The 26,587-nt window shown below is 68.7% G+C and carries 3 protein-coding genes; all 3 read right to left on the bottom strand.

Annotated features, from left to right (window positions below; all coding sequences use genetic code 11):
* Positions 1 to 979, bottom strand: a 979-nt coding sequence (locus VN461_00655) for a hypothetical protein (protein ID HXB53266.1), incomplete at its 3' end; no start/stop codon positions are given.
* A 166-nt stretch (positions 980 to 1,145) separates the two neighbouring features.
* Positions 1,146 to 15,125, bottom strand: coding sequence for an Ig-like domain-containing protein (locus VN461_00650; protein ID HXB53265.1), 13,980 nt, complete (start codon positions 15,123 to 15,125; stop codon positions 1,146 to 1,148).
* Positions 15,126 to 15,256: 131 nt separating this feature from the next.
* A complete protein-coding gene (locus tag VN461_00645) occupies positions 15,257 to 26,497 on the bottom strand; it encodes a carboxypeptidase regulatory-like domain-containing protein (GenBank protein ID HXB53264.1) in 11,241 nt (3,746 codons plus the stop codon).
* Positions 26,498 to 26,587: the final 90 nt, after the last annotated feature.

The raw sequence follows: 26,587 nt of genomic DNA, 5'->3' as shown, positions 1-26,587 counted from the left end.
CGCTTGGGGATCCCTTTCGCACCCACTCGGGAGTCTTTTGCCAGCGGTCGATCTCCTGCAGCTTCTTGTGGACAAGCTCGACCACCGCCCGCCGCACGTCCGGGGACTCGTCCCGGAGGAGAGCCTCCAGCCGTTCCTCCTCGTTCAAGAGGTCGCTCTCCATAACGGCCGCCGCGCGAACCTGAGCCGGCAGGCTGCCGGCGGTGGCCATCGAGCTCAAGGCCCTGCGGGCCGCAGGCCTGTCTCTCAGGCTGAAGCAAGACAGGGCACTCGACACCTCCGCGGCCCGCTCCGGGTCTTCTCTCCACATCTTCTCCAGGTCCGGGACCACGGCGTCGAGATTGACGGGCCACTTTGCCAGCACCGAGCAGACCGCGCAGATGTGCCACACTGAGTCCCCGTCTTCGCCGCTGCGACGGAGGCGCCGGAGCGCGGACGAAAGATCTAGGCGGGTCAGGGTCAGCTCCACGGTCGGGAGCAGCGTGACGGCGGCCAGGCCCAACCCCGCGAAACTCAACCGCCACAGCCGGCTTCCCTGCAGGGCACGACGGCTCAAGATGGATGCGCAGACGACGCTTACGAGGGCGGCGGGAATCCCGAAGACGAGCCCCGCCTGCAGTTGAAAGCGAGCGGACGGACCCCCTGAGTCTGGCGCCGAGGCGGCCAAGCCCCTCACGATCCTCCATAGCACGAAGGCGACCCACCACGCGCCCGTACCTCCCAGGACCGCGCCCACCAGCGGAGCCGACCAACCGATTCCCCACCGGCGCCAGACCTGGCCCCAGATGGCTACAGATGCGAGCAGCGACAGAACGGGGATCGACCAGAACAGAGCTTCCGACGCCAGTACGGGATGAAGGTCACCGTGCGTTCCGTACACGTCTTCGAGGAGATTGATGGCCCGCAGGCCGATTAAGAACGGGACCGCGAGCAGGATGAGGGTCGCCAGCCACTCGACGAACCGGCGCAAATCACGCACCTTGGGAGTCCCGGCTCCCGAGTCTTATGGGCGAGATCCCTCCGGCCCTCAGGCGGCCGTCGGAAGGCCCGCAGCTCAACGCAGAGTCAATCCTGTGGTGGGCGGGAGCGGTGACATCTCGCCCTAGGGGAGCGTCCATTAGGCACTCCGAGGACACGTGGGACGGTCAAGGGATCCCGAAGAATCGGCGAATTGCCGTCGCTTCCGCCTCGTTGACACTGTCCCAGACGACGCCTTCCTTCGTAGGAAGTGTAAAGCCAATAGGGTTTACACCTTCGAGATAGTCCACGATAGGCTTGAGCGCGTCGGGCACGGCATCACCGCCGGGGTAACCGAAGGCAACCGGCACAATCGCGTCCGCATAGGTCAGGCTTCCGTGATTGCCCGGTAGTCCCTTGTCGTCGTCGAAATGGAATTGCGCGCTCATGTTGGCGAGCACGACGATGTCGCCACTGTTGGGCGAGTTCAGCCGGGCCAGACGCTCCGTGGGCAGTGCATACTGCCAGCGCGTATCCGGAGGATCCCCGTAGCCCTTGCCCAGCAGATAGCTCGGAGGCTGCAGCTGATTGCCCAACCGACACTCGTCCATCCCGCTCGCTCCGCAGGCGAAGATTCCCGAGAGCTTGTAGTCTCGCGGAACCACCATGTAAGAGCTATCCGAGAAGCCCGCCGTGCCCGGCACCCGCACCAGGATATCGGAGATGGGCCGGTTCGACCAGGAGGTGCCCGCGGCGGCGATGTAGTTCTTGTAGATCTGGTCCACGAAAGGTTCAAGGACGTCGACGCTCGGGGGCTGGGTGAAGTCGGGAAAAAAGGTGAGCGGGTTGCCGGCGACGGGGGCGTTATTGGCCACATAGATATAGGCCAGGCCATACTGGGCATCGAAGATCACGTTGCTCTGGAAGACGCCGGTCTGAAGAGTGTCCCCCACGAGGGTGTTGCCGTTGACCTCGAGGGTTCGCTGCCAGGTCTGGAACCCATTGTTCTGCAGGAAGCTGCCCTGCTTGGCCAGGTACATGAACTTGCTGGGAGACGTGTCGACGAGGCTGTGGTCGCCAAAGACCCCGTAGACCGTCGTCTGGCCGAACGACTGCTGCAAGGCCTGGGTGATCTGGTTCAGCCGACGGTGGAGGCCAGAAGCGAAAAAGAGTTGCGCCTGGTTCAATGACCCGCCGCCGGTGTTTACACCCAGGTTGTGCAGCTGGTGATCGAGACCGGGCAGATAGACGACCATCAGGTCAAAGCTGTCGCCGTTTCGCCGGATCTCACCTATTGCGCTTTGGGTCGCGGCCTCGTCAAAGTCATTGGCGACGCTTTGGAAGTGTGCGAACTCAGTAGGGCCAAACCGATCCCATACATCGTCGCCATGTGGCCCGCTATTCCCCATGCCAAGCCCGGCCTGCTGCTTGATGACAATGCTTCGGAAGCCCTGCGCCCTGAGATCGTCGTAAACAAACCGGGTGCCGAGGAAGTGCCGGTTGTAGGAACCCGAGGAACTATTGACCGTTACGGCGAGTGTCAGATCGCTGCAGCCTAGGCATTGGCTCAGGTCCCCGCCGAGGTTGCCGCCCGGCGTGGGCAATGTTGTCCGGTTGAGCCACTCGTTCGCGGGCACTCCCGTCACCGCGGGAAAGCTTCCCGAGAACATGGTCGACCATCGGCTGAACGTGATAGGCGGGAAGCTGGTCAGGAGCGGCTTTTTTTCGAGCAGGCCCGTCCCACGGTAGTTTTCCCCGAAGATGACGGCGAGGGCCGTGCCCGGCCCTTTCTTGGGGTTCACGGCCGGCGCCGGGTCCTCCTTTACCAGGTTGAAGAAGTCGTACCCGAACCCGTCGATCGCGAAAATGACCATCCGACCCCGGCTGATCTTGAGGGCCTGGGGGAAAGTCTTGGTCTGGCCGCTGGCCAGGGTGAAGGTGAGGTCGCGAAGGCCGATGGTCGCCGCGCGGTCAACGGTCATCGAGAAAGTGCGGGTGATGCGGATGACATCCATCGAGACCTGCTGCTCCTGGCGCTGAACTAGGGTGGTCGTGACTCCGGCTCCGGAGACGGACATCCCCGTCACGTCCGGCTCCCCTCCCCCGGCCGTGATGTAAGACGTGGTCAGGGTGACCTTGCTGCCCCGGACCACGACCGCGGGGGAGAGAACGATGGAGCCGGAGGGCCTCGTGATGCTCACCCCGCTGCTGCTGAAGGTGAATGTGTATGGCCTCGACACCGGTGGATTCTGTCCCTGCACGGCGACGAGGACATTGGGAGCCTGCGAGCTTCCACTGTCCGGGACCACGACCAAAGGCAGCTTCAGGCGCACGCCCGAGATGGGGTTGCTCGGGGCCACGGGGGGGGGCACCAGGGACAGATCGAATGCCTGTCCGCTGATGAGGGCCTGGTCCCCACTCTGTATGCCCGCCAGGCCGCGCGCCACGACCCAAACGGGCTCGAAGGTGCCTCCGTCGAGGGGCGGGTTGTTCTGGACGCTGACGAGGGTGGTCTGGATGGGTCCGGGCGGTGTGATTTCAATGCTAGTGGGTCCGAAGGACTGGCTCCTGAAGCGGTTGCTGCCCGGCTGCTCCTCCATAAGCTCCATGTAGAAGCCCTGGAGGCTGAGGTCGGAGCTGTCGAGGAAGAGGCGCAGACGGTTCGGTTGGTTGGGCTGGCTCAGGATGGAGACGACCTGGATGGTGGTGGTGCCCAGACCCGACACGGGGGTCGATCCCGTAAAGATCTGCGAGGCGGGCGCAGTCTCGGTCAGGGTCACGGCATCCTTGTCGAGGGTAGAGCGGACGTTTACGCGAATGCTGTCGACCACGGTGGGGTCGAGGGGACCGGCGAGGATGACCTCCATGGCCTCGTTGCTGGGGAGCCGCAGGGCGGGATTCCGGAAGAGCCCCGAGCCAGGCGCCGTCTCCAGGAACTCGAGGGGTTGGTTCACGATGGAGAGCCCCAGGCTGGAGAGCACCGCCGGCACTACTCGTCGGGCTGAGGTGTCGCCCGAGACAGGGCTCTGGAGGGAAAGGGTCGCCGCGCCCAAGTCAGAGGTCACTCCGGTGAAGGTCAAGGTACCCACACCCGTCTCCACGAGCGGGGTTTCCGTCCCGGTCGGGGTGGTCGCGCCGTGGTAGAGCACGACGGAGTTGGGCGCGGTCGTGCTCATTCCCGAACCCACGAGGGTGAAGGGATCCAGGAACTTCGTGTCGTAGAGGCTCCCGGTAGGCACGGGCGCGGGAAGGGGAGCGGATTGCTGGGCGTTGATGGTGAAAGAGGCGTATCCGCGGTTGCCAATAGCGTTTTCCGCCTCTACGGACACCGTGTTGGAGCCATCACTGACCCCGACAGGCAGCGTCATCTGGAACGTGGCCCGGAAGGCGAAGGGCCGGGTCACGCTGGCTGGTTCGGAGACAGGGGTGACGGGATAGGCCTGGCCGTTCACGAGCACCTGGGTAATGTCCGCGGCGTGGTTGTCCACGATATCGGCCAGAGAGTCCGTGACCTGCCCCGACACCCTGACCTGGCCTTGGGTCCCGTCACCGATGAGGGTGACGTCGGAGGCGGCTACGGGGTCCAGGGTGACCACCGGCCGCGGATCGGAGGTCGGTGGGGCAAAGCTCTCCTCCCCGCGCTTGTCCACGAAGACGATCTGCACCAGGGGAATGGTCTTGAAGGCGGACTGGAGGACCTTGTCCGTCTGGGGTTCGATGACGGCCCGGGCCGTGTACACGGCCTTTGGATCCACGACCGCGCCCGCCGGCCAGGTGGCGGTTCCCTTCGACCCCGAGGTGGTGGTGGCCAGGGTCTGGATCAGGGCCCCGTTCCTATAGATCTCGACCTGGGCGGTGCCGATCTTGTAGGAGCTGGGGACGACGCCGAAGTTGATCTTGACGTCCTTCTCGGTGACCAGGATGCCCTGGTTCCGGACGAGGCCGCTCGGGGTGATCTGGTAGATCACGGCCGTGGTGGCCAGGGCCGCGGTCCTCACCCCGCTCAGGGGCGTGGCCGCACCGGCGAGGAAGGTGCGGTCCGCGGAGAAGAGGATGTTCTTGTCCGTGAGCGCGACCCGGCTGGCCACCCCGGATAGGGTTCCCACGAACTCGGGGCTTGCCGGCTGGGTCAGGTCGAAGAGGAGGGCGAGGCCGGAGTTGAGGCCGCCCGAGACCAGGACCGTGTTGTCCTTCACCAAGACGTCCCCCACCGAACTCAACCCGCTCAGGGGCAGGATGTTCAGGACCACGGGGACCGTCGGGTTGCTGATGTCGATCACAGCCAGCACAGGGACCGCGCCTGATCCCGCCAGCGTCCCGTAGCCCCCGACGAGAGCCACGTCCTTGTCCGCGAAGTGGCCGAGGGCGATGGCCGTCCCCCAGTTGAGGCTCCCCTGCACGTTCTGGATCTGCTGGCTCAGCAGCACCTGGGCGTTCGTCGGGCTTGCCACCACGAGGGTGATCTGGGGCATGTTGCCCGTGGCGAAGACCAGGGGCTGGCTCTGCCCGTTGACCACGAAGTCCCCGACCTTGAGGTCGTTGAGGTTCAGGATCGCGTTCTTGCTCGGGTCGGGATCGAGGGCGATGGTCACGACCGCGCTCTGGTTGATACCGGAGTTGAAGAGGGCCTGGTTGATGGGGACCATGGCCGTCGCCTGGGTGGGGTCGGGATTGGCGGGGCCGAAGCCCGCGTCGGGGAAGCCCGCCCTCGTCCCTGCCAGGTCCACCACCTGGACCCCCTTCCGCGCCGTCGCTACGTAGATGCTGTTCCCCCGGAGGACGACGCGGTTTGGATACCCGTCGAGGATGTTGCTGGTGAGGCTGGCCGCCCCGACCCACTGCGGCTGGTCGGTGGTCACGTCGTAGACGAAGAGGTTGGCGGGGGTGCTGACAAGCTCCGTGTAGACCACGATCTCGCCGTTGCTCTGGAAATAGGTCCGCGGCGAGGCGGCGATGACTACGGTGCGGGTTCCGTTCCCGTCGGAGCCCGCGGCCAGATCGCGGGGCGGGTAGTTGAACCGGGTGGGGGGATCGAGAACCTCGCGGGGGGCGACGGGGTCCGCGGTGTCGAAGATGTGCAGCTCGCCGGACTGGGAGACACCCACCCCTCCCGGATAAAGGGTGCGGGCCACGTAGGCACGGTCCCCCACCACGGCCAGGCCCGCTACCTGGTAGCTCCCCGAGCCTCCCACCGCCTCCGGTCCGAAGGTGGTAAACGTGCTTTGGTAGGGGGCGGGAGACAGCTTCAGGGGGGCGGGCTGGCCCTGGGCGTCCGTGGCGAGGTCGATGACTCCGTCCGTGACCAGGATCGTGTAAGTGGCGTTGAACTCGAGGCCCGCAAGAGGCTCCAAGGTCACGGAGGTGACCACCACGTCCGCACCCGTCACCAGCACCGGGATGGGGTTCCCGGAAGCGTCGAGCCCGATCCCCGTGATGTTGCAGGGCACCTGGGTGCCATCGGGGGCGACGAGCTTAACGTTCCCCAGGATCTTCTTGACCGGCTCGGTGAAGAAGACGGCCGGGAAGACCCCCACCGGCACGCCGGCCGCGCCGTTCGCGGGCGCGGTCTGGGCGTCGATGACCGCGGGGGGGACGCCGGGCGTGCTACCGACCTTTCCCCCCGCCGCGATGACCCGGAAGGTGTAGGTGGCGTTCTCGACCCCTCCAAAGGGCGATATCGCGCTGGCGGCGACGGTGTAGCTTCCGGCCTGGCTGGGTGTGAACGTCCCGTCGCTGCTGCTGCCGTCCTGCAGCAGGAAGTTCATGGGCAGCACGGCCGGGGGCACCGACTCCGGCACCACCGTCTTGGTCGCCCCGTTGATGGTGGCGCTGTTGACGATGGCGAGATTGCCCTGGGCGTCCACGCTCCGGAACCCGATGCGCAGCGGCGTGCCCGCGACGATGAGGCCGGTCACGTCGTGGCGGCCGCTCGCGTCCTCGGTCATCACGTGGATGGCGAAGGGGGGCGGGGGCGCCTTGGCCGCGGCCTCGGGCAGGAGGATGTCGGCCGTGGCCAGGTTCTTGAAGAGACCGAACAGCTTCAGGTGGGCGAGCCCGGGGTCGGTGTCGATCTTGGAGTCGGTTTCCTGGACCGCGAACACCGTCCCCATGTGGTCGAGCCCGTCGCTCGGATCGACGGTGTGGACCTCCACCACCCCGCCCGTGAAGTGGTCGTCGAACATCGTGTAGCGGCCGTCGCCCTGGGTGATGGCGACCGTCTCCGACTTGGTGGGATCGAAGGAGGCGCCGTTGAGGGTGGTGGCGCGGACGACCAGTCCGGGGACACCCTGATAAGAAGGAGCGGTCGACCCCGGGGGGAAGAAGGGGCGAAGGACGCTTCCCGTGATCACGCCGCCCACGGGCGTGCCCGGGAGCAGGCGGTTGATGGTCCAAACACAGATGGCGTAGGCGAGCCCCACCCCCAGGGCCGCCCCCGTCGAGGGCACGTACTGGCCGATGCTGTCCACGTACCCGCTCATGGGGTACGAGGCCATCACCACCTTGGCCGTCGGCCCGCTTCCCTCCACGGTGGCCCAATCCAGGGTCTGGAAGGCCACCTTGCCGTCGGGACGGTCTATCTTGCGATAGACGTAGTAGAAGGCGTCCTCGGGTTTGGCCGGCTGCTGGTCCGGGGGCACGGTCGTGAAGTCGGGAAGCGGGAAGGCCAGCTTGACTTCCTTCTTGAAGACCGGCTGGTCGGCGGACTCGATCTTGATCCCGCTCCCGAAGTTGGCACCCCCCAGCTCGGGGCGATCGGGGAAGAGGTCGGGACCAAAGGCGGTGATCCGGAGGGTGACCGCCTTGTCCAGGGCTCCCTCGGGAATGCGCAGCTCGACGCCGCTGCCGTCGGCGGCCTGGACCACGCCTCCCCCGGCCCCGATGGCCGTCTTTCCCGTGGCGGGGTCCACGAACTGGCTGCGGTTGAAGGTGGTGACGTTCCCGAAAGGATCCGTGATCGTCACCATCATCTGGTCGTTGATGGAGGCGGGCATCGGGTGGGCCGCGACCTCACCCGAGTTCCCAGCGGTGAGGGAGAGCACGATCCCGTTGCCGGAATCGATGATGAGGATGGTGGTGCCGGGGGGGAAGGTCTGCGCGGGGGCGGAGATGGTCACGAGCCCGTTTGCGTCGGGGAAGGAGAAGGTGAGGGCACCCGTGTTGTAGACGGGAGGCACGTTGTCCTTGGTGCGGAACGAGACCGAGGGTACCGAGACGAGGCCCCCGAAGACGTCGGCCAGCCCCGAGCCCTGGAGCGTGTAGGTGGCCGAGAAATCGAGGGCGGCGGCGGGGATGACGGCGAGGGTCTTGCCGCTTCCCGAGAGGACGAGCCTCACGTTCACGGCTTGGGTGCCCTTGAGGAGCAGGATGTTGGCCGGGGTGACGGTTTTGAGGTCCAGAGGGGCCGAAGACGTGATCTGGACCTCGACACCGGTGTCCACTCCCGTCGACCCGTCGGCCGGGGACACCGTGGCCGCAGTGACCGTCCCCGCAAGAGCGATGTTCTGGGCGGCAGTCTGGCCGGCCGAGACCGCGGCCGTGGCCGTGCCCAGGAGCGAGGTCCGGGGCACTGTGGCCGTGAGCTGGACGGGACCAGCGAGCGCGGCCACGATGTAGCTGCCGTCAGCGCCGGAGAGCCCGATGAAGGGGAGTTGATCCGTCCCGACGACGACCGACGGGACGAGGACGCCGCTGGAGGTGGTCAGGCCGGCCACAAAGCCCAGGGGAGAGCCAACCCGGTAGAACACGTACCGCCCCCCGACCGTGATCCCGGGCAGGCCGGGATAGGCCTGGGTGACGATCTCGCTGCCGTTCAGCTGGCCCAGGCCCACGACCACCAGCCTGGGGATATCCAAGACCCGGTCCACGCGGGCGATGAGGAGGTTGTCCCCCGAGGCCACGCCTCCCGGCGAGGTCACCGACAGCTGGGCGGGGAGCATCAGTGTCGCCCCCGAGGTGTCCACCACCACCTCCGTCAAGGGCTGGAGCCCCGAGGCGGAAGGCAGGAAGCTGGAGAGACTCGCCTGCGGCTCGAGCGCTATGGCGGTGTCCTGGGTCAGGGCGCCCCCCGGCACGACGAGCTGAGCCCCCGTCGCCTGGATGGTGACGGGCTGGCTACCGCCCGTTGAGCCCCGAACCCCTTCCCGTCCCGCCACGATGTCGAGGTGGACGTGTCCCGCCGTCAGCTCGGTGTCGGAGAAGGTCCGGGAAGGCGTGGCGGGCAGGGTCGCAGCCAGGACGGCCCCGCTCGGCGCCGGCTTCTGGAAGAGAACGATGTCCTCGAGACGGGTCTCTTCCGAGGCCGCCTCGCCCGTGGCCAGGGTGAAGGTCTCCGTCACCTGGGCCTGGACCACGGTTCCCGAGGGCAGCGGGGTCGGAGACTGGACGGCCAGAGCCACCTGGGCCGTGCCTCCGGTGGGAGGGATCGTGGGGGGCGTTACGACCGTCGTAGCCACGGAGGTGGGCGGAACATCCAGGGGCGGCAGGCCGGTGAGGGGCTGAGTCGCGGCGGGGATCACCAGGGCGGGATCGGGGTCGGCCGCGACGATGGCGTAAGGATTGATCTCGGGCAGGGACACGGTGAGGGAGCCGTCGGTGGCCGCCTGGAGGTTGGGACTCACCATCAACCAAGCGTGCACCTCGGGGTGGTAGACCGTGAGGTGCAGGACGTCCTGCGTGAGGCCGGTGATGGTCGCGCTCAGAGGCGCCCCCGCCCCGGTGTCCGTCCGGAGGTCGAACGCGACCAGCGGGCTGTAGCCCATGGGGAGGAGGCCGGGCAGGCCCTGGGCCGAAAGGGGCGTCAGGGTGACCGTCCCCGGGCCGGGGGGAACGGCTAGGGTCACCTGTCCGGCGGAAACGCTTCCCCCCGCGGCGGCGATCGTGACCGGCGGGGCCAGGGGAGTGAGGCGTGCGTCCACGGGGAGCGTCCCCACTCCGGCCTGGACCGGGATGTCGCGCACGACGCTCGTCATGCCGCTGCTGCCCGCGACGAGGACGGCCTCCGGGCTGCCCGTGGGGAGTGAGTAACGGCCCGTCTCGTCCGTCGTCGCCTGGACGGAGGAGCCACCGGAGACCATCTGGACGGTGGCCCCCGGCAGGGTGAGGCCCGTGGCGTCGGAGAGGACCTGCCCCACGATCACGCCGTTCCCGATCACCTTCACGGTCTGGGTGACAGAGGCGGAATTACCCGCGCGGTCGGTGGCATCCGCTTCCAAGGTGAGGAGGTCGCCGCCCTTGGCCCCCGTGGGGACGGCCAAGGGAGCCACATAAGGCGGCGCGATGAAGGTGGCCAGGACGGCTCCGTTGAGCTTGAGGACGACCTGGGCCACCCCCGTGTCGTCCATCACGCTGGCCGTGACCTGGACGGTCTGGTTGAAGGAGAGAGTGGGCGGCGCCGAGAGCGTGATGGAGGGCGGGGTCGTGTCCCGGGTCACGACCACGCTCGCGGAAGCGGACCGTCCGGAGGCGCTCGTGCCCACGGCCTGCAGGGTATTGTTGCCCTCGACCAGAGGCACCACGGCCGAGAACTGTCCCGCCGCGGACACGCTCGCGGGGATCCCGTTCACGAGGACAAAAACCGCGCTCCCCGCCTGGACGGTTCCCGTGACGGCCACGCTCGTGGCGTTGGTGAGGGCGCCGGGGGCGGGGCTCGTGATGGCGATGGTCACGGGAAGGAGGTCGATGAAGACGTTCCGCACGAGGCTGGTCTGGTTTCCGGCTGCGTCCGTGGCCACCACGGAGAAGGAGTGGGGGCCTTGTCCGAGGCCAGGGAACGAGGCCTGCCAGGCCTGCTGGGTGAGGGCGGCGGGGATACCGTCGACGGTCACGGTCGTGGGGCTGGCGTCCTGAACGAGCCCCTGGACGACCACGGGAACCGCGCCCAGGATGGCCCCCTCGGCCGGGCTCGCGATCTGGAGGGTGGGAGGCGTGCGGTCGACGGTGACGTGGAGGACGAGGGTGGCCACGTTGCCCGCCGCATCCTGCGCGATCAAGGTGATCGTGGTCGGACCGTCCGTGGGGGGAAGGCCGACGTCCTGGGCGAAGGCGGTACCGGACAGACCGACCGGCATGCCCCCTATGGTGAGGGTCGTGGGCGAGGCGTCGGTCACCGTCCCCACGAGGTGGGCGGTGGCCCGGTTGGTGAAGGAGCCGTCGGCGGGCGAGCTCACCGCGATCACGGGGGGCACGGAGTCGACATTCACCGTGATTTGGGCCGTGCCTACGTTGCCGGCCGCATCGTGGGCCGTGCCCAGGAGCGTCACCGAGCCGTCCGTCACCGGGACCAGGGCCGTGAAGGAACTCCCGCTGAGGGTGGCGGGCTGGCCGTTCACGTCCAGGGTCACGGGGGCCCCGGCCGTCACCATCCCCGAGACGGTGAGGACCGGGCCCTTGAGATAGGCCCCCGCCAAGGGGCTCGTGATCTGGACGCTGGGAGGGGTCCGATCCACGTTCAAGGTCACGGTCGCGGTCTGGGTATTGCCGGCGGCGTCGGTGGCGGTCGCGTGGAGGGTGACCTGGGGACCCGGGCCCAAGGGCACGGAGGATGCGTTGAAGGCTCCGCCCGAGACCGAGGCGGCCAGTCCCTCCACTTGCACCGTGACCGGCGTGTCGTCGGACACCGTCCCCGACACCGTGATCGTCTGGGCGTTGGTAAAGGTCCCCCCGAGCGGCTGCGTGATCGCGATCGCGGGGGGAGTGGTGTCGACGGTGATGTTCCGGACCTGCGTCGTCTGGTTCCCGGCCGCGTCCGTGGCCACCACGGAGAAAGCGTGGGGGCCCTCGGGAAGGGCGGCCGCTTGGGCCTGCCAGCTGCCCTGGGCCACGGTGGCGGCCATGCCATCCACCACGACCGTGGTCGCGGTCAGATCCTGGACCGTTCCCTGGAGAAGTACGGGGAAGCGCCCCACGTAGGCTCCCTCCGCGGGCGCGGCGATGGTCAGGGCGGGAGGCGTCCGGTCGACCGTGACGTGAAGGGTCGCCGTGCTCATGTTCCCCGCCGCGTCCGTGGCCGTGAAGGTCAGGGCCGTGCCCCCGTCGTTCGGCGGAAGCGCTACGTCAAAGGCGAACGCGTTCCCGGCCAGGGGCACCGGGCTACCTGCGAATTGGAGGGTCACCGGGGAGGCGTCGGTGACCGTCCCCGTGACGTGCAGGCTCGCCGCGTTGGTGATCGTCCCCTCCGGCGGGGAGGCGATGGTCACCACGGGGGGGATGGAGTCGACGATCACCCCAACCTGGGCCGTGCCCACGTTCCCCGCCGCGTCCTGGGCGTTGGCCACGATCGTGAGCGGGCCGTCGGGGGACGGGACCAGGGCGCTGAAGGCCCCGCCCGCGATGGGGGCCGGGGTTCCATTGACGATGACCTGGGCCAGGGGGGCGGCCGCGCTGACCGTTCCCGTCACGGGAACGGCCGGGCCCCTTACGTACGCGCCCGAAACGGGACTCGTGATCTGGACGGTGGGAGGCGTCCGGTCCACGTTCAGGGTCACGGTGGCGGTCTGGGTGTTGCCGGCGGCGTCGGTGGCGGTGGCGTGGAGGGTGACCAAGGGGCCCGCGCCCAGGGGCACGGCAGGCGCCGTGAAGGCTCCTCCCGAGACCGGAGCCGCGATGCCCTCCACCAGCACCGTGACCGGAGTGTCGTCGGACACGGGGCCGGACACCGCGGTGGTGAGGGCGTTGGTGTAGCTCCCGCCGACGGGCTGGGTGATCGCAATTTGGGGGGGCGTGGTGTCGATCTCGAACTGGATGACCACGGGCGGGGCGGCGTTCTGGGCCAGGTCGGAGAGCGCCGCCCGCAGCTGATAAGAGCCATCGGCGAGGGGAGCCGAGGCCGGAATGCTCCCCAACGCGCTCGCGGGGCCCACCTGCAGGTACGACGTGATCTCGACCTCCGGGCTGGGACCCGAAGGCGTGGGCGGGGGCTGGAGGTAGACGTGCACGGAGCCGGTCGCGACCCCGCTCGTCGCGTCCGAGTAGTCGAGCTCGATCGTCGGGGTGGGATTGTTGAGGAAGGAATCGTTTACGGGCGACCGGAAGGCGGCGGTGGGAGGCTGGGTGTCCACGGTGAAGGTGGTCGGTCCCGCCTGGCCCGGGTTGCCCGCGCCGTCCGCGAAGGTCACGAGGACGGTGTGGGCTCCCTCCGCGAGGGGGGAGGCTGGCGTCCCCACCACCGCGCTCGTGGAGGCCGTGAAATTTGCGCCCTGCAGGACGCCGTCCAGGAAGACCTGGACGCTTCCGGGATTGACGCCCGTCCCGGGCGCGGGGTCGGCGTAGGTGGCCTGGATGATGGGGAGGGCCGTGTTCACCAGAGGCTGCGGAGCCACGAACGTACCCGTGGGAGGCACCGAGTCCACGGTGAAAGTGGAGCCGGCCGTACCCACATTCCCCGCCACGTCGGAGATCTGGGCCTGAAGCGTGTTCGGGCCCTGGGGAAGACCGGAGAGAGCGCCGCTGGCGGAGCCGGGCATCGCCGTGAACGAGGACGTCACGTCGGCGCCGTTCAGGGTCGCCTTGAAGCTCGACAGGACGACCCCATCCGCATCTGAGAACGTGACCGACGCCCCGGTGTTCGTCGAGTTCAGGATCGAGCCCGGCAGCGGCCGCGTGACCGCGATCGCGGGGGGGGTGGTGTCCACGACGAACGAGGCGCCCGCCGTGGTGCGGTTGCCCGCCCGGTCTGCGATGGAGGCGGTGAGGGCGTGCGGGCCGTCCGCGAGCGGCCCCGCGCTCCCCGTGGCCCCGCTGGGCCCGGGGATGCCCATGACGACGGGGGAGGAGTCGAGGAGGACCTTCAGGCTCGTGAGATCGAGGGCCTGGTCGTCCGCGTACTGAAGGCTCACGGTCACGGTGGACATCGAGAGGTAGGAGCCTGCCGCGGGGTGCACGATGGAGAGGGTGGGAGGCTGGGTGTCCACGATGAAGGAGACCTGGGCGGAGGAGGCGTTCCCGGCCAAGTCCTTGATCTGGGCCACGATCAGGTTCCCGCCCGTGGGAAGGCTGGGCGTCCCCGTGGCCCCCCCGGCCGTCTTGGTGAAGGCGGCCGTCTCATCGGTGCCGTTGACCAGCACCTTGAAAGAGGAGAGATCCAGGGCGAAGTTGTCCTGGTACCGGATCTGGACCAGGGGGGTCGCAGTGTTCAAGTAGGCGCCGGCGGCGGGGGTCAGGATCTGGATCTGGGGGGAGCTCAGGCTCACGGTGAAGGAGGCCGTGGTGGTTCCTAGGTTCCCGGCGCGATCCTTGATCGAGGCCGTGACCGCGTGGATACCCTCAGCCAGGGTCAGACCGGGAGGCAGGTCGAGGGAGGCGTCGCTCGAGCGAACGGTGAAGAGGGAGGTGCGGTCGACCCCGTCCAGGAGCACCTGAAGCGTCGAGACGTCCACGCCCGAAGCGACCGGCTCTCCCACCCCCAGGAGGTCCTGATACTGGACGTCGATCCGGGGCGTGGCCGTTCCGATCGTGGACCCGGGGGCCGGCTGGGCGACCGTCACGCGCGGGGGGGTGTGGTCGGCGTTCTGGCCAGAGAGAGTCAGGTAGAGGTACGAGCCGGGCTCGCTGGCCAGGGTGACCTTGAGGATGGTCTGCGGAGTGAGGGTGACGGTCCGGTCGAAGCTGGCCACTGCCTTGTCGTGGTCATCCTCCCCCCGGTTCCCGAAGTCCCGGGGGGTCGCCACGCAGACCCCGTTGACCTGGATCCAGGCCGCGGTCAGGCGGTGAGTCCCGTCGGCTTCCCCGTTCTGCACGTGCAGGTTGTAGGGCCCCACCACCCAAGGGGGAACGCTGAGGGTCGTGGTGTAGCGGTTCCTCTCCCCAGGGGTCCGGAGGTACTTCTGGGGTCCGAAGATGCCAAAGCCTCCCGGGGAGGGCGAGGGCACGACTCCTGGCTCCCCGTGCTCGCCTTCACCGGGGGAACCGCGCCCCTCGTCCCCACCCTCCGCCGGCTCGCACGTCCCGTCGCCCTCCCCGTCCCGGTGATCCTCCTCCCGCGTCCCCACGTCCCGGATATCGGGACGCCCCTCACCCCGGCCCCCACGGTCGGGGGGATCCCGCGGTGCGATGGTCTCGCGGAGGAGGCCGAATGGCGACGGCGTGGAGGCCACCTGCGGCCCGGAGTCGACCGCGTGAGGGAGGGAAGCCGAAGGCGCGCGGTAGGCGACCCCCGGGGCCGTGGGAATCACGTTGGGGGGCGGTATCGCTGAGACCGGGCCGGCAGAGAAGATCCATGACAAAGCGAGCGCGGTCGCGCGCCGAAGCGGTGGGTGACGCCGCGAGCCGTCTTGTCTGCGTTCGCTCATTGCGGGCTCTAGACTCACTGAACTGTGATGTTCCAGACTCCACCGACGAGGCTGTAGAACCCGATGATGGCGCCGTCCCGGCCGGCGGGGGCCACCTGGATCTCGGCCGTACCCGACGAGGCTCCGGCCGTAGAGTAGGTGACGGTGATGCTCCCGTTCAGGACCGAGAACACCCGGTACTGGAGTCCGGTGGGAGAGACGCCGCCGCCGAGAATGGTCCCCCCGGTGGAGCGGTTGTAGCCGTTGCTCGTGGGATCGACGGTGGCAATATCGGCGGCGGAGACGACCACCAGGGTGCCGTCCGGCACCGTGTTGCCCGCGGAGTCCTTGATGCCGGAGAACGTGATCGTGCCCTGACCGCCGCTCAAGGGAAGCGTGGGGGGACCGGAGCCCATGGTCGAGCTCGTCCCGCGGAGGTTAATGGTCCCGACGCCGAAGGCCCGGTTCGTCACGATGCCGTTCGTATCGCCCGCCACGGGCACCACCGCGACCGAGGCCACCCGAGTCTCGTTGACCCCCAGCGCGAGGCCCTGGTCCGAGTAAGCGGCCTGCACGCGGCCTCCCGCCACCGTGAACACGCCGAAGCGCGCGTCGTTGGAAGCGGGGGCTCCGTCCCCGGGCGTGGTGCCCCCGGTCAGGATCTGACCACCCGCGGAGCGGACATAGCAGCAGCCGTCCTCGGTGGCGGCGGCGATGTCGGCCGCCGTGAGTCCGACCTTGGCCCCGTCGGGAATCGGCGTTCCCCCCGTGTCGACGAGGGCGCTCAGGGTGATCTGCGAGAGATGCGCCCCCCCGTCCGCGAACACGTCGGGCGGGTTCGCGGCCACGTTCGCCGACGTCGGACCCACGAGCGCAATGGACGCGGTGGCCACCACCAGGTTGGAGATGAAGGACCCCGCGGGCGTGACCGTGAGGGCCTGGACAGTGGCCGTCTTCTGCTCCGCGCTGCCCGCCGCCACTCCCTGGGCCGAGTACTGCAGCACCACCTGCCCGCTCGTGACGGGGAAGAGCTTGTACTGTGCTCCGAAGGAAGCGGGCGTCCCGCCCACAATCACGCCACCCGCGGAGCGGATATAGCAACAGCCGTTCTGGGTGACCGACCCCTGGTCCGCGGCCGTGAAAGCCAGCAGCGTCCCATCGGGCACGGGCTGACCGTTGGCGTCCCGGATGTTGGACAGGGTCACCGAGGTCCGGTTGTCGAGGTCGTCGGCGTGGACATAGCCCGGGCTCGCCGCCATCGTGCCCGAGGTCACGCCGGCCAAGGCGATCGGGACCACGCCCACGGCGCGGGTGCTGAGAACGCTGCCGTCGCTGCCCGCCTCCAGCAGGCTGGCGTTGGCCTGCTTCACCTCTCCGGGGCCGGCGGTCACGTTCTGGTCGGCGTAGGTGAAGGTGACCTTGCCCCCCTGGATGGTGAGCGCCTTGTAGGCCGACCCGCTGGGCGAGGCGTCCCCCCCCAGGATCTGGCCGCCCGCGGAGCGGATATTGCAGCAACCGTTCTCGGTGACCGCGGCTAGGTCCTGCACGGTCGCGGCCACCTTCGATCCGTCGGGGAGGGGGTTGCCGTAGGCATCGAGGACGGGAGTGAACACAACCGTGGCCGTGTGGACTCCGCCTTCCGCCAAGACCGACGGTGGGGTGGCGGATCCCACGGCGTTGGCCGGCCCGACCAGGCTCAGGGGAGCGACGGCCAGCGCGTGGTTGTCGAGGAGGGTGCCGCTCGGGTCCCCCATCTCGACCTGGAGGTTGACGGTGCCGACCTGGCCGGGACCAATCGAGGCCCCATCGGAGCTGTAGGTGGCGAGGGCCTGCCCCTGGGAAAGGGAGAACACCTTGAAGCCCTGCCCGGAGGGCGATGCCACCCCGTCCACGATCGCCCCCCCCAGCGATCGGACATAGGCGCTCCCGTCAAAAGTGATGGTGGCTAAGTCGTTGGCGCTGATGAGGACGGTGGCTCCGTCGGGGATGAGATTTGCGCGGGCGTCGCGGAGCTGACGGATGACGACGGAGACGGGGCGGGCCGGGGAGGAGAGGGCGACGCTCGGGCTCGAGACCTCCACGTCCGCGATGTCGGCGCCGACCAGGGTGATCTGGGCGGTGCCGATCGTATGGTTGTCGGCCACGGCTCCCGTGCTCGTGGCCGGGAGCACTTGGATGATGGCGGGGGAGACCCTGACCGCCCCAAAGGCGAGGCTCGCGTCGGAGTACTGGCACCGTATCGTCCCGCCCGTAACCGTGAACACCTGGTAGGAGCCACCGCTGGGCGAGGGCTGCCCTCCCAGCACCGCGCCCCCCGCCGAGCGGACATAGCTGCTGTCGGGGTTCAAGGATCCCAAGTCGGCGGCGGTGAGGACAACGGGCGTCCCGTCGGGCAGGGGATTGCCCGCCGCGTCCCGGACGCTGACTGTCACCTGGCTCCGGCGGTCCACGCGATCGGCGTAGAGGGACGAGGGTGAAGGGGAGACGATGGCCCGATCGGCCGCGGGCCGGAGGTTGAGGTCGAGGGTGCCCACCGCGTGCGTTCCCAGCACGTTGCCCGCCGTGTCCGCGGCCTGGATCTGGACGAGGGCGAGGGCGCCCGTGACGGGGGCGGGGGTCACGGAAGCGCTCGAATAGGTCGCGGTCACCGTCCCCCCGCTGATGGTGAAGACCTGGAAGTTGGTGTTGTTGGCGGCCGGCACTCCGTCCACGATCGCCCCCCCCGCGGAGCGGAAGGGATTGGCCCGGGGATCCGTGGAGGCCATGTCCGCAACCGCCACCGCGATCTTGGCCCCGTCGAGGAGGAGCGTGCCGTCGATGTCGCGGATGTTCGTGATGGTCAGGGTGGTCGTGGCCGGCGCGCCCGCGGGCACGGCCACGGTGGTGGGGCTGGCGGAGAGGGTCATGGAGTGCGCGATCTGGGGCTTGTCTTGCGGAGCCACGATCGTGAAGCTGCCCACGAAGTTGGAGCCGTCCGCGAAGCCGGCGGTCACGGTGTAGGTGGCGCCGGGCTGGATCAAGCCGAAATCGGAAGCGAAGAGGGTCAGGGTGGCGCCCGTCGTCACCGGGAAGCTGACCTGGCCGTCGGGGCCGTTGAGCAGCGGGGCGCCCACGTCCGCAGCCACACCCAGAACCGACCCCACCTGCGGACGCGTGCTGCGGGTGAGGGGTCCCGCGAGGTCGATGAAGGACAGCTGGCGGGTCACTCCCTGGCCGATGGACAGACTCAGGGTGAAGACGGCGTCCAGCGCCCCGTCCGGGGTCAGCGCAGCCGGGCCCGGGCCCACCCGATCGACCAGGATTCCCAGGTAGGTGAGCGACGTGGTCCCGTTGGAGGGAGGCAGGGAGGGGGTCCGGCGCACAACCACCAGGGTGGCCGCGCTCCGGTTCCCCACATCGTCGACGGCGATGAGGGAGAGCGTGTCATCGGCGGCGGCGGCGATGGTGGCGCTGAAGGAGCCGTCGGACTGGACGCCCGCGCTGGCCAGGGCGCCGTTGCCGGTGTTGGTGATCTGCACGGTGATCGCGGCCTGAACCGAACCCGCCCGCCCGAAGACCAGGGACGCGCCCGCACTCGGGGGCTCGGCGTCGATGAGGGCGGGGTTGGGGGCGGGGGGCGGTGTCTTCACCACGACCACGGTGAGGGTGGCGGTCGCGGTTTCCCCGCCGGGGGCGAAGCCCTTGACGGTGACGGTGGCCGGCCCGTCCGCGAGGGAGGCCAGGCTCAGGCTGGCCTGGTAGGGCGCGCTCGTCACGGAGAGGGTCTGGGACCCGACCGAGAAGTCCACGTGGTCGACTGACTTCGAGACCGTCGCCTTCACGAGCACGGAGTCGCGGAACCGTGCCCCGTTGGGGGGCGAGGTGATGACCAGGGTCAGGGGCTGGTTGTCCACGATGATGTGCACGTCGGGCCCGAGGGGACCTACGTTACCCGCCCCATCGACCGCCCGCGCCGCCAGATCGTGGATCCCTTCCACGAGCGTGGTCGTGTCCAGAGCCGTCGAGAAGGATGGAGCGATGAGACTCCGCAGGGGGAAGCCGTCGCTCAAGATATCGATGCGCGCCACCCCGGAGCCCGCGTCCGTCGCCGTCGCTCCCAGCGTGATGGTCCCCCGCACCACCTGGGCTTCGGCAACACCCGTGATCTGGGCGGCAGAGGGAGGAACGGTGTCGATCCCGAAACTGACGCTCAGCGTGCCCGAGTTGCCGGCCCGATCAGCTCCCGAAGCCTGCAGGGTGTGGACGCCGTCCGCCAGCCCGGAGGAAGGCGTGAAGACGAGGGAGTTCCCCTGGACGACGGCGGGCACGGCGTTGCCGTCCAGGCTGAGGCCGGCCGTGCCCATGTTCACCCCGCTCAAGGCATCGAAAAGAGTCACGGCGAGGGTGGGTCGGGACGAGCCGAGGAAAGTGCCGTTCACGAGCGCCCCACTGCCCGTGGCCGTCGTGAAGGAGGCGCTCAGGGTAGGCGGGATGGTGTCAAGGGTGGCGAAGGTCGAGCCGAAGGGCACGGTCTGGAGATTTCCGGCCAGGTCCACGGACCCGTTCACGGTCACGGTGTAGAGAACGTTCGTGGCGAGGGGGCTTGCCGGGGTGAAGGTCACCGAGTTTGACGAAGCCAGGACGGTGGTCCCGGCCACCGGCCCCCCCGGCCCGCCCAGGGTCACGAGGGAGGAGAGGTTCGTGAGGGTCGGAGAGAGCGCTTCGCTGAAGGAGACGGTAAGCACGGCCGCGGGATCGACCTGGATCGCCCCGGACGCCGGAACCACAGTGGAGACGGAGGGGGGCGTCAGGTCGACGGTCTGGAACCGAGTGACGACGAACTGCGCCAGGGGCCGACCAAGGACGTCGGTCACGCTCGTGGGAATGGTGAGGGTGAGCTGCTTCTCGTCGGGCCAGCTCGGGGTGGGAGAGAGGGTGAGGGTCACGCCGTCCGCGGCCAGGCTGGCCTGGGAGGGGATGTTAGCGGGCCCGTTGCTCACGGTCACGCCGGCGAAGGACTGCACGCGCTCCGAGAAGACGATGACCACCGGCTGGTCCACCGCCACCTGGGCCGCCCCATCGGACGGAGAGACGGAAACGACCGCGATGGGGGTGTCGTCCAGGACGATGGTGCCGAGGCTGAGGATCTGCAGGTTCGTGTCCAGGCTGCGGCCCTGGACCAGGCCGAGGCCGCTCGTCAGGGGGTCGTTGATGCGGAGGGTGAAAGCCCCCAGGGGCACGCCGTTCAGGGCGAAGGTGCCATCGCTCTGGGCCTGGGTGGTCAGGGAGCCGCGCCCCTGGTCGAGATCAACCGTGACGGAGGCTCCGTATGCGGGGGTCTTGCCGTCGGGGCGGAGGACGCTGCCCGTGATGGTCCCCGTCGGCTGCAGAGCCACCGTCAGCTGAGTCGTCTGCCCCGGGCTCACACGTTCCGAGGCGGTGCCGTAGAGGTTGGCGCCCCCCGCGGAGACGGAGGTGAGCGCGGCTGTGAAGGGTCCAGCCAGGACCTGGGGCAGTTGGAAGGTGCCCCCGCTTCCCTTGGAGAGTATGAGGTAGAAGAAGTAAGGGAAGGAGCCCGTGCCCGTGATCTTCAACGTCCCGTCCACGGGGTTGCCGGCCGAGTCGACCCCCACCCCGCTCAACACCCCCACCCCGTTGAGGGTGATCGGCACCTGAACCGCCCCCCCCGCGGGCACGGTGGCCGTGGCCATCCCCTCGTCGATGCTTCCCAGCACGGTCGCGGTCAGGCTGGCCCGGCCCGTGGGCACCTGATCAAAGCGATAGTTGCCGGTGGCGTCCGTGGTCGTGGTGAGGCTGGCGCTGCCGCTCACCTGCAGCGACACCAGCGATGTGGGGGCGGGGGTCGCCCCGCCCGCGCTCAGGACCTGCCCCGTCACCTGGCCGGACCCCTGGAGGGCCACGTTCACAGTGAGCGTGGTGCCCTCGCCCGTGAGGGTGGCGGCGGCGGTGCCGGAAAATGAGCCGTCGCTGAAGCTCGCCGTCACGACCACGTGGCCTTCGGGCACCCCTTTGATGACGTATTGCCCGGTTCCGTCGCTGTAGGTCACGGCTTGGAAGGCTCCCGACGCCACCACCACCTTGACGGAGGCGACGGGTTGCTCGTTCTGCGTGACCGACCCCGTGACCGTGCCCAGAGCCTGGGCCAGGACGTTGAGGGTAACGACCTGATCCTGGCTGTCCACCGTCCCCACCGCGAGTCCGGTCCGGCCGGTCAGGGGATCCTGGGCGTCCAGACGCACGGGTCCCGCGGGGACGAAGGAGAACGAGAAGGATCCTACGTCCCCGCTCCCCGCGGTCGTGACCTGGCCGATCGTGCGTCCGCCCGCGGTGAGGGAGACGACCCCGAAGGGAATGACGGTTGCTCCGTCGGGCATATAGAAGTGGCCCTGAACGGTCCCGGTGACGGTCAGGCTCACCTGCACGCTGATCGTGGTGCCGCCGGGCCGCGGCAGCACGGCCGACGTGCGGCCGCCGCGTCCGAAGCTGTCCGACGCCTCGACGCTCAGCGGACCCTCGAAGACATTCGGGAAGGTGGCCACTCCCTGGTTGGAGGCGTCGATCGACCCCTCGTAGACCCGATTCGGGTATTCGGTCTCCCGGACCCGAACGAAGGCGCTAGTCACCGGACTGCCCGCCCCATCCACAACCGTGACCGTCACCGTGCCCCTTCCCTTGAGGCGCATGTTGTGGGTCGTGTCCTGGCCCGCGGCCAGGTAGACGGACTCGCGACCCAGCCCACCCGTGACGGGGTCGCTGACCGTCACCTGGTAGAGCCCCTCGGGGAGGATCTTCGCGAAGTGGTATTGACCTTGCCCGTCCGTGGTGACCGTAATGTCGGGGAGGGGACCGGTGGCGGTGACCTGGACCCCGGCTCCCGCCGTGGTCGTGCCATCAGGTAGGAAGACCGCTCCCGAGAGAACCCCCGCAATGGTGTTGACCAGCCGGAGGGGAGGCAAGGTCACGGTCTGACTGTCCTGAAGGAGCGTGCTGTTGACCCCCACCGCCGTCGGGAAGAAGGGCTGACTCGCGGACGCCACCAGCGGACCGACGTTGACGCCGGTGAAGGTGAACAGCCCGTCGGGCCCGGTCTGGAAGCGATGCGAGACCTCCTGGATCAGGTCGCAGGTGGTCAGGCCATCGTTGAAGAAGTGCCGCGAAGAGAGGGCGACGGAGGCGCCAAAGGAGGGTGTGCCGTCAGGATTGAAGACCTTGCCCGTCACCGTCCCCGCGCCCGCGAATTGGACGACGCCGAAGCCGGTGTCGCCGTCCCGCTTGATCGAGGCTTTCCCGTAGGCGACGTCCGTCACGCCGCCCGACATACGAATGGCCTTGACGTTGAAGTCGCCGAGGCCGACCCCCGTAAAGGTGACGGTCCCGTCCGGGCCCGTGGACATGGCGCTGCACCAGCAGACGTCGACGCAGGGCGTCCGGAGCTCCTGGTTTGCAATGGGCTTCCCCGCGGGGTCCAAGACTGTGAACTTCGCCGTGCCCAGGCCGGATAGGGTGATGACAAGCCCGCTCACGACCTGGTTCGGCGACCCGAGCACGAAGGTCGCAAATCCGGAACGCAGCCCGTCTTGCGTGGCCGCGGACACGGTCTGGGACACATTGGGCTTCACGGGAGCGTTGGGAATGCTGAAGGCCCCCGTCGCGTCCGTCAGCACGCCGCGGCCGTCGATGGACACCACGACTCCCGGGGCGGGTGTCGTATCGGGCAGGCGTACGACACCCTGGACGGTGCCGGAGAGGGTCTGGTCCTGGGCTTGGAAGACGAGGTTCTTCCCCGTGAGCTGGTCTCCGGCCACGGTCGCGAAGCCCACGGCAACGATTCCGTACTGGCTGTAGGCGGTGATCACGACAGATCCGGGGGGCATGGAATCGAGGCTGTAGGTCCCGTCCCCGGCGGTCTTCGTCACCCCCACCGGCGTCGGGTTCAATGAGGGGTTCTCGCTGACCCCGTAGACGACGGTGACGTCCGGAAGCGGGGAGCTGACCGTTCCCTGCACGAGGAGCACCGTGCCCGTGACGTGAACCGATCCCGTGTTGAGCGTCACATCAACGACGGAGGCGGTCCCCGCCCGGTCCACCCGCCCCGCGGCCCGGCCCACGAAGGTCCCCTTGGCGGCCCGCACGCTCACCGGGCCCACGGTGATTCCGGGAATGACGTATTGCCCCTGCCCATCCGTGGTGGCGGTACCCCCGCTCTGCGCATCGGTCGTGCTCAGGGCCACGACCACGGCTCCGGGAACGGGGTGACCGGGGATGTCGCGGACCGTGCCCTCCACCGTGCCCCGCCCCTCCAGGGCCAGGTCGAGCACGATCCGCTCGCCCGCCGCCCGCACGAAGCTCGAGACCTGCCGTACCGCTCCGCTGGAGGGGTCCTGGGTCAAGATCATGAAGGGAGAGCCGCAGTTGTCCTGCCGCACGTACCGCAGCTGGTAGCGACCCTGACCGTTGAGGGAAACGGCGGCAAGCGGCTTCTCGAAGGGGAAGATGCAGGACATGTCGGCCTGGTTGAGGTAGGTCACGACCCCCGAGGTGACGGCGGTCCCGTCCGCGTTGAATACTCGCCCGGAGACGACGGCCCCCGCATCCTGGAGGAGCGACCGCAAGGGCTGGGTGAGGGCGGGGCCGAGCGTGCCCCGCGGGTCCAAGATCCCGCTCTCGCTGACCGAGCTGAGAACGTAGGGGCCCTCCGGCGCGGCCAGGGACATGAAAACGATCCGTCCCGACAGCTGCCGCTTGGCGGCCACGACCGAGTTGGAGGGGACCTGGTAGGTCCCGAGCGCGGATGACGCTGTGTCGTCGACGATGCGGTCGAAGAGGAGGGCGACGTCCAACCCGAAGGCACTGGCACCGTCCAGGGTCTCGGGACCGATGACGTTTGCGGACAGCAACTGCGGGCCCTGGGGTGAGATGACCTCGGTGACGAGGGGCATCGCGGTGGCAAAGGTGCCGTCTCCCGCGGTGTCCACGGCGAGGACGAGGGAATCCGGCTGCAGGAGGTCGATCGCGAGCTTGGCGCTGAGGCCAGCCGTGAAGGCCACCCCCAGGATGGACCCCCGCACGAGGGTGCCGTCACCGCGGGGAAGGGTGACGGATATGTCGACCGGACCCGCGCCCCGTCCGGCGATCCGGAGGGTGTAGGGGGAGGCACTGGGGGCGGTCAGCAAGCCCAGCAGGGGCGCGGTGGCGGGGGGGCCCAGGGGAACGATCACGCCACCCGGGATGTCGGAGCGGGGCACAGCGGCCGTGGTCCCGCTGAGGCTCTGCCGGAGCGCGCCGTCGGCGAAGGCGACGTCGACGGGTGCGCCGCTCGTCCCGCTACCCACCGCAAACGAGATGAAATCGGGCCCCGAGGCCTGGAGCTGGGCGAAGCTTCTCTCGTAGGGTAGGGGGCCACCCGCCTGGATCACAGCCCCCACCAGCTCATTCCCGAGGGCAAGGGCCAGGCTTCGGCCGGCGTCCGTCTGCCGCAGGATCTGGTCGAAGCCGGGGTCGAGCGACGGCCCGCCATAGAAATCGACGCCAATGTCGCGCAGGGCGTCGGACAGGTTCTCGCCCAGGGTGACCCGGAGCCCGGCTTCGGCCAGGGCAAGTCCCTTCTGGAAGACGACGGTCTTGCTCGTCCGGATGACGCCTTTTGGCAGCGTCCCGCTGGGGGCGTTGGCTACGCTCCAGGCCTGGCCCAGGACGCGCATGGCTGCATCCACGACGTCGGTGGGCAGGGCGTCAACCGATGCCGGCAGGACGAGGGTGTCCGGGGAGAGCGGTACACCACGCTCGCCAATGCCGAGGGTGAACTTCAGTTCCCCCGTGGACCCGTCCTGGGTGTTGAGATGGAGGTAGCTGGCCACGACCTGGCCGGTCTTCTGGCTTTGGAAGTCGAACTCCAGGGTCTGGGCGTTCCCGGGCTTGAGCGTGGCGATGACCTGCGAGGGATCGCTGAGGAGCAGGACGCCGCTCAGGGCTCCCGAGTCCAGGCTGACGGTGAGGGCGTTGGCGAGGCCCTGGCCAATGTTCGTGATGGTGGTGAAGAGCTTGAACTTCTCCCCCCGCCTCACCACCGAGGGCACGGTGAAAGTCATGTCGAAGAATGGGTTCCGGACCAGCACGCCCCCACTCGCCTTCCCCGTCACGTTGACCGGCCCCACCGGGAGACCCTCGAGCACCGCGGCAATGCCGAAGTCGATGGTCGCGTAGCCTTCCTTCTCTCCTCTGATCAGGAACTCGGCCTGCCCCTGGTCTCCAGGGTTCAGGGTGTCGACATCGGGCTTGCCGTCCGGACCCAGACTGCGCACGGGCATGGTGGAAGGCTGGGGGCCGTTGACCGTAGCGGGGAGAGAGAGGGGATCGTCCGCGGTGCCAACAACGCCGTCCGCCCCCGGGGGCAGGTGGATGGTTCCCGTCACGCTGTGGACGACGAGGCCGGAACCGGCGGGAGCGCCGTTCGCCACGTACAAATCAGCCGCGAAGAACTGCTTGAGGTACCCGACGTTCCCGGGGATGACGAGGACGCCGGGGATCTGGACGGGGGCGCCGCCGGGCAGGGTGAGGGGGATGTCCTGGCCGCTTGAGTCCTTGCCCGTGAGGAGCACGGGAACGATGGTGGGAAGCGGAGGCAGGGACAGGGACACGCCTTGCCGCGTTGGGTCGGGCGGAGGCGTGATGGGCAGGGGCACGGAGACGCCCTGATTATTGAAGACGACAGGGAAGGTGAAGTTCACGGGCGTGGACTCAAGCATCAAGCCCAACGTGAACTCGAAGCCCAGGAAGGCGCTGCTGTCGAGGACGATGCCCCTGGCCTTGATCTCGTCGAGGGTCAGGGGGCGAGTCTGGACCGAGGTGACGAGGATCTGGTCGATGACATGAACCGTAATCTGCTGCGGGACCGCGTCGAGAACGGATCGGCCGCCCACGACGATGCGGGGGTTCGAGAGCAGGTAGTCGCCACCGATGGCAAGAGGAGGGAGGGGCAGGAGAAGGGGGTCTCCCAGAGGCGGCGACCCCGCCTGGGGAATCGTGATCGTCCCCGGCAGCCCCGGACCAGAAAGCTCCGCTGCGACTTGAAATCCCGCTCCCAGGAACCGCGGCACGTCCGCGGAGGTGAGCGGCGTCCCCCCCGCGGTCACGACCAACCTGACCGCGGAGGCGACATTCTTGGGTACCGAGGGGTTCAGGGGGTCGACGGTCGCGGAGACGCCAAGGATGGAAAGATCGGCTTCGCCGATCTTGCGCAGTGGAGCTTGGGCCCAAGCCGGAATGGCCCAAGCCAAGAGACCAAGACTGAGGCCAACGCGGAGACTCGGTCTGACGTTCTGCAGGGCACGAACTCCCAGCTCTTTTCGAGAGCAATCACGGATTTG

It is taken from the genome of Vicinamibacteria bacterium (genome assembly GCA_035570235.1).
GTDB lineage: Bacteria > Acidobacteriota > Vicinamibacteria > Fen-336 > Fen-336 > DATMML01.
The sequence above is the reverse complement of the archived record's forward strand: the minus strand, read 5'-3'. Positions and strand labels throughout refer to the sequence as shown.